This is a genomic window from Labrys sp. WJW (genome assembly GCF_001676615.1).
GTDB classification, from domain to species: domain Bacteria; phylum Pseudomonadota; class Alphaproteobacteria; order Rhizobiales; family Labraceae; genus Labrys; species Labrys sedimenti.
The window spans coordinates 1-11,319 of the sequence record NZ_LYXZ01000083.1 but is presented as its reverse complement, the minus strand read 5'-3'; the positions used below and the strand labels follow the sequence as shown (position 1 = coordinate 11,319).

Sequence of the window (11,319 nt, the reverse complement as noted above, 5' to 3'; positions counted from 1 at the left end):
CGCCATCCGCCATCATCGCGGGCAGATGACCGAGGTCGCGCGCAAGCTCGGCATCGGACGATCCACGCTTTATCGCAAGCTCAAGGAACTTGGGCTTGACGAAACGTCGATCGGCGTGAGAGCCGGAGAAACGGGCGAGTCTCACCAGGCGGCGTGAACGGTTATGTGATCGTTTGCACACCAGAATTTGTCTTGAATCTGGCATGGTACTTGTCACTATCGACATGATTGCAGGCGGCGTTGGGACATTGGGCGCCGGAGATTGAGGAATCTTATGAGTTACCGCGCTAATTTGTTGAGTTCGGTCGCTCTGGCTTTGAGCTTGAGCGCCACATTGCTCCCGGCCTATGCCCAAGACAGCGGTACGCCCACCAGCCAAACGCCCGATGCTGCCGCGCCGGTCGCGCCGTCGGTTCCTGGCCTGAGTGCCGGTGAAAAGCAGAGCGCCTTCGCCCCGGCGGTGCCGCAGACTGCGCCCGCCGCCGCTTCGCCGCAGGAGCGGGTAAGCGTGCAGCATGTCAAGCCGGACTCCGCACCGGCTTCGACCGCGACCCTTGCACCTGCGCCGGTTGGCCCCGTTCCGGTGCCGGCTCCCGTCGAAATGGCGCCGAAGCCGACCGAGACGGCGGTGGCGCCGGATACGCCGTCCTCGATCTCCGCAACGGCCCCCAAGGACGAGGCCGCGCCGACGGGCGCCCAGTCCGTGGCTACCGCTTCGCCCGCCGGGCAACCCGCTCCCAGCACGGCACCGACCCCGGAAATCCCCGCCGCCGTTCCGGCTGAGACGCAGGCCCCCAGGGTCGAGCCCAAGGCTGAGTCCGTGCCGCCGGCTGAGGCCAGCACGCCTGCTCCCGGGCCATCGGTTGCTCCTGCCGCCGTCACCATGAACCTCGCCGCCAGGCTTGCCGATTACGTCGCCAAGCGCGGCACCGACGCGCAGGCCATCAGCGATTTCTACGCGCTGCGCGGCGCGACGCCGCTCTGGATCGACAATGGTGCGCTCACGCCCGCGGCCAAGGCCTTGGTCGATCGCATGAACCGCGCTGGCGAGGATGGCCTTGATCCCTCGGCCTTCCGCGTTGCCGGGCTCGACGCCCTGAGCGGCGCCAGCGCCGATGCCCAGGCGGATGCCGAGATCGCGCTGAGCGCTGCTATCCTTACCTATGCCCGCCAGGCCTCCTCGGGCCGGGTCGACACCAGGCAGATCAGCCGCGACATCGCCAAGGCTCCCAACATGCCCGACCCGGTGGCGGCGCTCGCTTCGGTGGCGATCGCCTCCGATCCGGTCGTGGTGCTTGACGGCTACAATCCGGCCTCACCGCAATATCTGGCGCTGAAGCAGAAGCTGGCCGACGTCAGGGCCGCCAATGCCGCCGCCGCCGAAGCCACCCTGCCGGAGGTTCCTGCCGGCCCCACGCTGAAGGTGGGCATGACGGACACCCGCGTGGCGGTGCTGCGCACGCGCCTCGGCCTGACGGCCAGCGATGCCGACAGCGATGTCTATGACGATGCCTTGCAGGCGGCGGTGCGCGACTTCCAGGCTACCCGCAATCTCAAGGCCAGCGGTACGCTGGGTCCCGCCACGGTGGTCGCCCTCAATGCGGCCCTGCGCCAGCCGCGCGTCAATACCGAGAGCGAAATCATCGCCAATATGGAGCGCTGGCGCTGGCTGCCGCACGACATGGGACTGACCAACGTCTTCGTGAACGTGCCCGAATACAAGGTCTGGTTCACCAAGGACGGTGTGCTGAGCTATGAGGCACGCGTGGTGGTCGGCAAGGCCAACACCCCGACCCCGATCTTCTCCGACCAGATGAGCTTCGTGGTGGTCAATCCGTCCTGGAACGTGCCGCAGTCGATCATCAAGAAGGAATATATGCCCAAGCTCGCCCAGGACCCCGGCTATCTCGAGCGCCGGGGCTACGAGGTGAGCTATGTCGGCGGCCAGATGCAGGTGCGCCAGCCGCCGGGCGAACGCAATGCGCTCGGCTTCATCAAGTTCATGTTCCCGAACAATTTCTCGGTCTATCTGCACGACACGCCGCAGCGCAACCTGTTCTCGCGTGACGAACGGGCCTTCAGCCATGGCTGCGTGCGTGTGGATAACCCCTATAAATTTGCCGAGCTGGTGATGGGCAATGGCTGGACCGAGGACAGCGTCCGCGGCCTGCAGGGCGGGAACGAACAGCGCATTGATTTGGAGAGGAAAATTCCGGTCCACATCGCCTATTTCACCGCCTATGTGGACGGTGACGGCGAATTGCAGCGCCTCAACGACATCTACGGATATGACCGGAAGGTGATTTCGGCGCTTGGCCTTCCCGGCTGAAATCTGTTATGCAACGATTTACCATGTTTGGTAAGGGTTGGCGTTCGCCAACCCGCGTTCGTCTTTTTGCCACGTTTCCCAAGCAAAAGGCCACTCCCAAGGCCGGTTTCAACGGCTAGATATTAGGGGTCGAACGGTGCATCAACGGTGCTTTAACCAATCTCGGCAAGACTCCGGCAATCCGGACCTGGCGCCGAGCGTCCCATTTGTGGAAATACGCTCGGCTCTGGTTCCCTCGCCTATTTGCCGAGAGTGCTAATCGTGCAGAACCCACTCAGCCTTTTGCCCCGGATCAAAGTTTCGCGTACCGGTCGCATTCTGGCCATTTCCCTCGCATCCACCGTGATGACGACGGTTCTGGTCGGGCCGACGCAGGACGCGATTGCCAATGGCGATACCCGCTCGCTCTATATGCGCCACCTGCATACGGGCGAAACCATCAACATCACCTATAAGCGCAACGGCTCCTATGATTCCGCTGCGCTGAAAAAGATCGACTGGTTCATGCGCGACTGGCGCCAGAACCAGGCCGTGCGCATGGATCCGCGCACGCTCGATACGCTTTGGCTGGTCTATCGCCAGGTTGGCGCTTCCCAGCCGATCAACATCGTCTGCGGCTATCGCTCGCCCGGCACCAACGGCATGCTGCGCCGGCGTTCGCGCGGCGTCGCCAAATTCAGCCAGCACACGCTCGGCAAGGCGATCGATTATTTCATCCCCGGCGTGTCGCTGTCGAAGCTGCGGGTCGCCGGCCTGCGCCTGCAGCGTGGCGGCGTGGGTTACTATCCCTCGTCCGGCTCGCCCTTCGTCCATATGGATTCCGGCGGCGTACGCATGTGGCCGCGCATGTCGCGCAGCGAACTCGCTTCCGTCTTCCCCGACGGCAAGACGGTGCTGGTACCCTCGGACGGGCGCCCGATGCCCGGCTATCAGCTGGCGATGAACGAAATTCGCCGCAATGGCGGCTCGGCTGGCGGTGGCGCCGGCGAGGATGATGTCGCCGAGACCAGTGGCGGCGGCTTCTTCGCGGCCCTGTTCGGCTCGCGCAGCAATACGACCACCAGCGCCCCGCCGGTCGAAGTGGCCCAGGCCTATGCGCCGACGACGCGCAGCAGTGCCCGCATACCGGCCGTGGCGCCGCAGCCGGCGGCCCCAGTGGCTCCTCCGGCGATGCAGCAGATGGCGATGGCCGATGAACTGGCGACGTCACCGCGTCGCATGGCTCCCGTGCCGTTGCCCGAGCGCCGTCCCAACGACATCGACGCCGCACAGGCTGCCGATGCTGCGACAGCGCAACTCGCCTCCGCCGATACCGGTCCGCGCATGATCTGGCAGGCCGGAGCGACTGGTGCGGGTGGCGAGATGGCTGCCAATGTGCCGTTGCCGCCGCTGCGTCCGGGCACGGCAGCCGAAGAGAGCCAGGCGGCCCCCGTACAGCTCGCTTCCCTGGATGCCCCGCCGGCGGTGCCGGCGACGCGGCCGGTGCTCGATCCCAAGCCTCCGATCTTCGCAGATCTTTCGCAGGGCAGCGAAGGCTTCATGAAGCGTAGTGCCAACCGCCAGTCGCAGCGTGCCCTCGGCTTCGTCGATCCGGCGCCTGTGACCAACACGGCCCGGCCGCCACGGCCGGCTTTGATCGCGACGCGCTTCGAGAAGCAGAACTTTGCTTCGCTGTCGGCACCGGTTTCCGCTGCCCGTAACAAGCAGCAGGCGACCTTGGTCAAGCCGGACCTGCGCACCACGGCATCGCTGATCGCCGCGCCTGCCAAGACGGTGGTGGTGCGCTTCGGCGTGGCCGCCTATCAGGACCTGCGGGCCGACAAGTTCACCGGCGCCGCGGTGAAGCCCCTGCGCGTCGCCAGCTTCGCGCCGATGCCGGATATCTTCACCGGCTCGATCGCCTCCAACTAGGCCTGAGCTTTTACCAGCGCACCGGTTCGCCCGGTGCGCTGGCTTCGATCGCCAGGGCATGAACGCCGCGCGCGAAGGCGGGCTTCAGGGCTTCGTTGACCAGGCGATGGCGATCGACACGGCTGCGTCCGCTGAAATGCGGTGAGACGATCCTCACCCGGAAATGGCTCTCGCCGCCCTCGCGATGGCCGGCATGGCCGGCATGGGCAGCCGATTCGTCCAGCACGATCAGACGGTCGGGTGCGAGTGCCGACTGGAGACTGGTTTCGATCAGATCTTGAATGGATGATGTCACGTTCGCAGGTTTCCTATTGCCCTGACTTCGGCCCAATTCTCCGCGATAGAGGGGCCTCGTCTCGAATCACGTTATTCCTGCGCTAAAATAAGGCTGATTCAAGAGGCCGATGCATCTATCGGTGACCTGGCCAATCCTAGAGCAAAAGCGCGTTCAAGTGTGAACGCTCATTTGCTCTAGCTCTTTGTTTCAACGTGTCTTTGCGATTCGTGGTGATCCCGTCAAATCGCAAAACGCTCTAGCGAGACCTTTTCGTGCCGACCGACCTGATCAATCCCGCACCGCGCCGCTCCTCCCGCCGCATCTATCTGCCGACCATTCTGTTCGCCCTGATCGCGATCGCCTGGTCGGGCTTCTGGTGGTACGCCTCCACGCGGCTCGAGGCCGAATGGGACCGTTTCCTGACCAAGCAGGCCGAGCTCGGACGCCAGATCAAATGCGGCGAGCAGACCATCGGCGGCTATCCCTTCCGTCTGGAAATGCATTGCGGCCAGGCAACGGTGGAGAGCGTCAGGGCCAACAGGCCCTTCAGTGCCGCACTCGCCGAGGTGAATGCGGTGGCCCAGGTCTACCAGCCCAACAAGGTGCTGCTCCAGGCCAAGGGACCGGTGACGCTGGTCGACAAGAGTGATGCCGGCGCAACCCTGACAGCCGATTGGAAGAGCGCCGAGGCCAGCATGTCGATCTGGACCTCCGGGCCGCAGAATGCCGCGGTGGTGATCAAGGGCCTCAGCGGTACCGTCAAGCGCGGTGACCAAGCCATCAATCTCGTCGAGGAAGGCAATGTCGAGGTCCATATCCGCCTGGCCGAGGGCACCAATGCCGCCCCGGGTGCCTATGATCTGGCCGCCGATGTCGATGCCAAGGCGATCGCGCCGCTCGATGACTTCCTCGGTGCTCCCTCGCCGATGAAGGGGACCTTTCGCGGGTTGATCACCAAGATCGACCTCAGGCCCATGCCGATGCCCGAGCGCCTGCGCGACTGGGCTGCCGCCGGCGGCACGCTGACCATCACCCAGGCCCAGGTCGAACGCGGCCCGAGCGTCGTCAAGGCGACCGGCACGGTCGGACTGGAAACCAGCGGCTTTCCCTCCGGCGACCTGACGGTGGCCCTCGCCGGCGTGCCGGAGCTCGCCGAGACGCTCAAGCAATCGGGCCGGGTGCCTGATATGGTGGCGACGACCCTCACCGTCGGCCTGCCCGTCCTCGGCAAGCCCACCAACATCGATGGCAAGGCGGCGGTCGAAGTGCCCCTGACCATCGCCGACGGCAAGGTCCGCGCCGGTGCCTTCCTGCCCGGCCTCAAGCTGCCGCGCCTGTTCGTGCCGGAATAGCGGCGAGGGCGGGGGCGACGACGGATCCCTCCCAATGGGTTGAATGATGGGCTCGCAGCCCTATGCTGCGCGCAACAAACCATTTGGGGGAATCACATGCTTCGTCCGCTTGTCGTCTGTCTCGGCCTGCTTTGCCTTGCACCGGCCGCCATCGCACGGGAAGCGCCTTCGGCACCGGGGCTCGATGCCGTGCTGGCTGCTGGCGTGCTCAGGGTAGGGTCCACTGGCGACTATCGTCCCTTCAGCTACAAGGACCCCGCCAGCGGCGAGTTCTCCGGCTTCGACATCGATCAGGCCAAGAGCCTTGCCGAGACGCTGGGGGTGAAGCTGGAGATCGTGCCGACGACCTGGTCCAACCTGTCGGCGGATTTCGAGGCCGGCAAGTTCGACGTCGCCATGGGCGGCGTATCGGTGACCTTCGATCGCCAGAAGAAGGGCCTGTTCTCCAGCCCCTATATGCGCGAAGGCAAGACGCCGATCGCCCGCTGCGCCGACAAGAGCAAGTTCCAGACGCTTCAGGATATCGACAAGCCGGGGGTGACGGTGGTCGCCAATCCGGGCGGTACCAACGAGAAATTCGCCCGCGCCAGCCTGAAGCAGGCCAAGATCGTGATCTTTCCCGACAACACCAAGATCTTCGACGAGGTGGCGGCGGGGCGGGCCGATCTGATGATGACCGATGCCTCCGAGACCCTCTATCAGGAAAAGCTGCATCCGGGCGTGCTGTGCGCCGTGCACCCCGACAAGCCCTTCAACTTCGCCGAGAAAGCCTATTGGCTGCAGCGCGACATCGGCCTGAAGGGGTTCGTCGACCAGTGGCTGCACCAGTCGATCGAGACGGGGGCCTACCAGAAGATCTACGACAAGTGGTTCAAATAGCAGGCCGCACGTTGTGTGACGTATGCCGGCAAGAGGGAGCTGTCATTCCCGGCGCCGCCGCAGGCGGCGCGAAGGGGATGGCAGGGCAGTCTTTCTGCGGCCGGGTGTCCCGATAGGCCGGATCGGGTTACTGCGCCAGGATCGGCGCCAGGGCATCGAGGAGCGGGTCTGGGGAAAAGGCTTCCCCTCCCGATTCCCAGGCATATTGAAACTCGGCGATCTCGATGCCGACGAAGGCCTGCTCGGCGATCACCTCGCAGCAGGTACGGAGATCGGCGAGCGACAGGCCGCCTTCGCAAGCATAGTCGGTGGGAACGACGCCTGGATTCAGCACGTCGCAATCCAGATGCACATAGACCGGGCGGCCGGCAATGGCCTTGCGCAATTCGGCGGCCAGGTCGCCGCGGGCCTCGACGAGCGGAATGCAGCGCTTGTCGATCAAATCCTGCTCGAAGGGGTCGAGATCGCGCTGGCCCACGAGAACGAGCTGGTCGAGGCTCAAGCCCGCTCCCAGACCCGAGTCCCACAGTCCGGCGGGACCGGAAATGGCGAGACCGCCAAGAAAGCCCGATGTCGAGGCCTCCGGCGTATTGAGATCGCCATGGGCATCGAACCAGACGATGCAGGCATCGGGACGATGCCTGGCAACGGCCGGCAGTGTCGCAAGCGAGACCGCGCAGCGGCTGGTCGCCGCAATGGAAACGGCCCCGCTCGCCAGCACGTCGTCGAAGCGGGCCTGCAGCTGTTTGAGCACCGGCAGGGCCACGTCCAGTTCCTCGCGCCAGCCGGTATTCAGGGCAGGTTCCGGCGTGCCAACCACGAAAGGCGCGATGCCCGTCCGCCGCGCCAAGGCTTCGCCGATCGCCCGGGCGCCCGGCATGGCCAGATCGTTGTGATCGCCAGCCCGGCCTTGAAATACCGTATAGGCGAACGGCTTGTTCACTGGCTGCCGTCCTGCCCGTTCCCATCCTGGCCGTCGGGCTTGACCTCATATTTCATCAGGATCGGCACTTGGGTGGCGGCAAAGATCAGGGTGATCGGCATGGTGCCGAAGACCTTGAAATTGGTCCAGAAATTATCCGAGAAATTGCGCCAGACGATCTCGTTGAGCACCGCCAGGAACAGGAAGAACAGGCCCCAGTTCAAGGTGAGCTTGCGCCAGCCTTCGGGCTTGAGGTCGAAGGCGGCGTCGAGGACGATGCGGATCAGGGGCTTGCCGAAGGCCAGCCCACCCAAGAGGATCAGGCCGAACAGCGTGTTGACGATGGTCGGCTTCAGCTTGATGAAGGTCTTGTCCTGCAGCCAGAGCGTCAGGATGCCGAAGACCAGCACGAAGATGCCAGAGATCAGCGGCATCACCGGAATGTGCCGGGTGAGCACGAGGCCGGCGATGAGGGCGATCACCGTGGCCGGGATGAACACGGCGGTGGCCGTGAAGATGTTGCCGCTCGGCCCCTCGAACAGGGCCGGCGCCATGAAGCGCTCGACCAGGGGCTTGAACAATTCCGGCTTGTAGTTGGCGAGGAAGAACAGGACCAGCGGTCCCATTTCCAGGACGAGCTTGAGGACGGGATTGACCTTCTGGCGCGGTTTGGCGGTGGCTTCAACGGTCATGGCTCACTCCATCCCGGCAATGGCGCGGGAGAAGTCCCGGGCGGAGAAGGGCTCGAGGTCGTCGATGCCCTCGCCGACGCCGATATAGTGCACCGGTAGGCCGAACTTGTCGGCCAGCGCCACCAGGATGCCGCCGCGCGCCGTGCCGTCTAGCTTGGTCATCACCAGGCCGGTGACGCCGGCTGTCTTGCCGAAGATCTCGGTCTGCGAGATGGCGTTCTGGCCGACGGTGGCGTCGAGCACCAGCAGCACCGCATGCGGTGCGCTCTCGTCGATCTTCTTGATGACGCGCACCACCTTGGCGAGCTCGTCCATCAGCTGCGCCTTGTTCTGCAGCCGCCCGGCAGTGTCGATCAGGAGCACGTCCGAGCCGTTTTCCTGGGCCGCCTTGAGGGCGTCGAAGGCAAGGCCGGCGGAATCGGCGCCCTGCTCGCGCGCCACGATCGGCGAGCGGGTGCGCTCGGCCCAGACCTTGAGCTGCTCGATGGCGGCCGCGCGGAAGGTGTCGCCGGCGGCCAGCATCACCTTGAGGCCGTCGGCGCTGAACTTGGCGGCGAGCTTGCCGATGGTGGTGGTCTTGCCCGAGCCGTTGACACCGACCATCAGGAGCACGAAGGGCTTGCGGGAACGGTTGATTTCCAGGGGCTTGGCCACGGGAGTGAGGATGGTCTCGACCTCGCTGGCCAGGACCTGGTGGACTTCCTCGGGCGAGATCTGGCGATCGAAGCGTCCCTTGCCGATCGCGGCGGCGATGCGGGTGGAGACATCGACGCCGAGATCGGCCTGTATCAGGACGTCCTCCAGCTCCTCGAGCGTGGTGGCATCGAGCTTGCGCTTGGTGACGATGTCGGTGATGCCGCGGCTGATGGCGCTGGAGGAGCGTGACAGGCCATCGCGCAGCCGGCGCCACCAGGATTTCTTCTCGACGGGAGCCGGCGGGGGGGGCGGGGCCGGCTCGCTGGCGCGGGGAGCCGGAGACGGCTCCGGTGTGGGAGGCGGTGCCGGCGCAGGGGGCGGCGGAGCGAGCGATTCAGGCGCCAGGGGAACGATCAGTTCGGCCGCGGCCAGGGGCACAGGTTCGACCAGGGCTTCGAGCGGTATGTCTGCCACCTGTTCGGGAGTATGCGGCTCCTCGGCGGGAGCGGGCGGCGCCTGCTCGGCGGTCGGCTCGGGCCTGGTCTCGGTCTCAAGCCTGGTTTCGGTCTCGGGCGTCGTGGCGCCTCGCCCGAACAGCCGTGAAAAGAAGCCGGGCTTTTGCTTGTCGCTCTCAGTCATCGAAACGTTCTGAATCCCAAAAGCGTTTTGCGATCAGGCGAAATCGCCTAGAATCGCAAAGACGCGTCAAAACAAGAAGTTAGAGCAAAATGCGCTCGATCGTCGACGCGTTTTGCTCTTTGGTGGCCAGCCTGCCACCGAAAAATGGTCTCATGTTGAAGGAACCTCTAGCCGACAATGCCCGATCACGATAGCGCTAAGCGATGATATCGCTCGATTTGACCACGCGGCTCATCCACCGCGACGCCCTGATCCTGATCCTCGACAAACCTGCCGGCCTGCCCGTGCATGCCGGGCCGAAAGGGGGGCCCAATCTCACGGCCATGCTGGAGCAGCTGCGCTTCGGCCTGCCTCGCAATCCGGAACTGGCGCACCGGCTCGACAAGGATACGTCCGGCTGCCTGGTGCTCGGGCGGCATGCCAGGCCCCTGCGCACCCTCAACGACCTCTTCGCCAAGGGTGGCGTCGAGAAGACCTATTGGGCAGTGGTCGAGGGCGGCCCGGCGGAGGACAGCGGCCTGATCGACATGCCGATCGCCCGGCGTTCGCCCGAGCGAGGCTGGTGGATGAAGCCGGCTGAGGATGGCTTGCCGGCGCAGACCGATTTCCGTGTGCTGGGGCGGGCCGAAGGCCTTGCCTGGTTGGAGCTGAAGCCGCGCACCGGCCGTACCCATCAGCTGCGCCTGCATTGCGCAGCCTCCGGCTTTCCGATCGTCGGCGATCCGATCTATGGCAGCGCGCCGCGCGAGGGCGGTCCGGTCCTGCATCTGCACGCCCGGGGCGTAAGCGTCCCGATCCTGCCCAAGAAGCCGGCCGTCACGGCGGAAGCAGCGCCGCCGGACCATATGGGCGAGCACCTTGCGGCCCTCGGCTATCAGGGACCTGTCAGCCCGACACCACCCGAACTGGTGAAGCCGGCAGTCGAGCCGGTGCGCCGCCGTGGCCTCAGGCCGAAATAGGCGTCAGAATCTTCCCCCTTGCGGGCTGCCGAATTCACACATCTCGACGTGGCAAGAAAAGGCGCAAGAAATCCTTCCCTGCCTTCGGGGAAGGTGCCTGAACGCAGTGAGGGCGGATGGGGGAGAGTGGCGCTTTGGGGCGAAGATTGGCACTGTCGCACCACTCTCCCCCATCCGTCACTGCTTCGCAGCGACACCTTCCCCGAAGCCGGGGAAGGATTATCCGCGCTCAACACTGCCAATATTGAGATGTGTGAAGCCGGCAGCCCGCAAGGGGGAAGGCCCAGCGTTCTACCCCGCTGTACCAGCCAGCTCCGCCAGGATCCAGTCGCGGAAGGCGCGGATCTTGGGCTGGTTGCGGCGCGTTTGGGGATAGACGAGGTAGAAGGCCCGGTCGCTCGGCAGCACCAGGTCGAAAGGCTGGATCAGGCGACCCTCGGCGAGGTCGTCGTCATAGAGGGCGGTCGAGAGAATGGCGACTCCCTGGCCGGCCTTGGCCGCCACGCTGATCATGGCCTGGGTGCTGAGATTGTAGGCATTCGCCGGCATCTCGTAGCTGGCGCCGGCAGCCCGGAACCATTCGCCCCACCAACGATCGCCCGGATCGAGGATCGGCAGTTTTAGCAGATCGGCGGGTATGCAGGCCGGTCCGAGGCGAGCGGCAAGGTCGCGATTCAGCATCGGGGTGAAATCGGCATGCAGCAAATGATGCGCCTGCAGGCC

11 protein-coding genes are annotated in these 11,319 nt (G+C 65.1%); 6 read left to right on the top strand and 5 right to left on the bottom strand.

Annotated elements, in window-relative coordinates; translation table 11 throughout:
- The 3 genes from BA190_RS35605 to BA190_RS33470 form a co-directional block, all read left to right on the top strand.
- Positions 1 to 157, top strand: a 157-nt coding sequence (locus BA190_RS35605) for a helix-turn-helix domain-containing protein (protein WP_156771822.1), incomplete at its 5' end; no start/stop codon positions are given.
- Positions 158 to 322: 165 nt separating this feature from the next.
- The gene (locus tag BA190_RS33475) at positions 323 to 2,329 is read left to right on the top strand and encodes a L,D-transpeptidase family protein (RefSeq protein WP_162275286.1); all 2,007 of its coding nucleotides are present in this window, start codon (positions 323 to 325) and stop codon (positions 2,327 to 2,329) included.
- Positions 2,330 to 2,674: 345 nt separating this feature from the next.
- Positions 2,675 to 4,240 carry a DUF882 domain-containing protein gene (locus tag BA190_RS33470; RefSeq protein ID WP_156771821.1) on the top strand — a complete coding sequence of 522 codons (1,566 nt, stop codon included), beginning with the start codon at positions 2,675 to 2,677 and terminating at the stop codon, positions 4,238 to 4,240.
- Between the two features lie 10 nt (positions 4,241 to 4,250).
- On the opposite strand, the gene BA190_RS33465 is transcribed toward BA190_RS33470, so the two are convergent.
- Positions 4,251 to 4,535: a BolA family transcriptional regulator gene (locus BA190_RS33465; RefSeq protein WP_068299014.1), complete on the bottom strand. Its 285-nt coding sequence runs from the start codon at positions 4,533 to 4,535 to the stop codon at positions 4,251 to 4,253.
- Positions 4,536 to 4,789: 254 nt separating this feature from the next.
- Here BA190_RS33465 and BA190_RS33460 point away from each other — a divergent pair, with 254 nt between their 5' ends.
- Together BA190_RS33460 and BA190_RS33455 are read left to right on the top strand one after the other, a co-directional pair.
- A complete protein-coding gene (locus tag BA190_RS33460; protein ID WP_068299011.1) occupies positions 4,790 to 5,869 on the top strand; it encodes a DUF2125 domain-containing protein in 1,080 nt (359 codons plus the stop codon).
- Positions 5,870 to 5,965: 96 nt separating this feature from the next.
- Entirely contained in the window at positions 5,966 to 6,748 is a 783-nt protein-coding gene (locus tag BA190_RS33455; protein WP_068299009.1) for a transporter substrate-binding domain-containing protein, read from the top strand.
- Positions 6,749 to 6,875: 127 nt separating this feature from the next.
- Here BA190_RS33455 and BA190_RS33450 read toward each other — a convergent pair whose 3' ends face one another.
- Genes BA190_RS33450 through ftsY form a run of 3 tightly spaced genes read right to left on the bottom strand, consistent with a single transcriptional unit; the run spans position 6,876 to position 9,637 of the window.
- Positions 6,876 to 7,628 carry an arginase family protein gene (locus BA190_RS33450; protein WP_082980238.1) on the bottom strand — a complete coding sequence of 251 codons (753 nt, stop codon included), beginning with the start codon at positions 7,626 to 7,628 and terminating at the stop codon, positions 6,876 to 6,878.
- A 59-nt stretch (positions 7,629 to 7,687) separates the two neighbouring features.
- On the bottom strand, positions 7,688 to 8,362 hold the full coding sequence (locus tag BA190_RS33445; RefSeq protein ID WP_068298996.1) for a septation protein A: 675 nt from the start codon (positions 8,360 to 8,362) through the stop codon (positions 7,688 to 7,690).
- Positions 8,363 to 8,365: 3 nt separating this feature from the next.
- Entirely contained in the window at positions 8,366 to 9,637 is a 1,272-nt protein-coding gene (gene ftsY, locus BA190_RS33440) for a signal recognition particle-docking protein FtsY (RefSeq protein ID WP_068298993.1), read from the bottom strand.
- A gap of 203 nt (positions 9,638 to 9,840) precedes the next feature.
- On the opposite strand from ftsY, the gene BA190_RS33435 reads away from it, so the two are divergent.
- Positions 9,841 to 10,596 carry an RluA family pseudouridine synthase gene (locus BA190_RS33435; RefSeq protein ID WP_068298990.1) on the top strand — a complete coding sequence of 252 codons (756 nt, stop codon included), beginning with the start codon at positions 9,841 to 9,843 and terminating at the stop codon, positions 10,594 to 10,596.
- Between the two features lie 291 nt (positions 10,597 to 10,887).
- Here the strand turns inward: BA190_RS33435 and BA190_RS33430 are convergent.
- Positions 10,888 to 11,319 (bottom strand): LysR substrate-binding domain-containing protein (locus BA190_RS33430; protein WP_245315036.1); only part of this gene is annotated, 432 nt, incomplete at its 5' end.

Excerpts from the sequence above, each read along its gene's own strand:
- BA190_RS33470 (WP_156771821.1), top strand. The coding sequence starts at position 2,675 with ATGACGACGGTTCTGGTCGGGCCGACGCAGGACGCGATTGCCAATGGC.
- BA190_RS33455 (WP_068299009.1), top strand. The coding sequence starts at position 5,966 with ATGCTTCGTCCGCTTGTCGTCTGTCTCGGCCTGCTTTGCCTTGCACCG.
- BA190_RS33450 (WP_082980238.1), bottom strand. The coding sequence starts at position 7,628 with ATGCCGGGCGCCCGGGCGATCGGCGAAGCCTTGGCGCGGCGGACGGGC.
- BA190_RS33445 (WP_068298996.1), bottom strand. The coding sequence starts at position 8,362 with ATGACCGTTGAAGCCACCGCCAAACCGCGCCAGAAGGTCAATCCCGTC.
- ftsY (WP_068298993.1), bottom strand. The coding sequence starts at position 9,637 with ATGACTGAGAGCGACAAGCAAAAGCCCGGCTTCTTTTCACGGCTGTTC.
- BA190_RS33435 (WP_068298990.1), top strand. The coding sequence starts at position 9,841 with ATGATATCGCTCGATTTGACCACGCGGCTCATCCACCGCGACGCCCTG.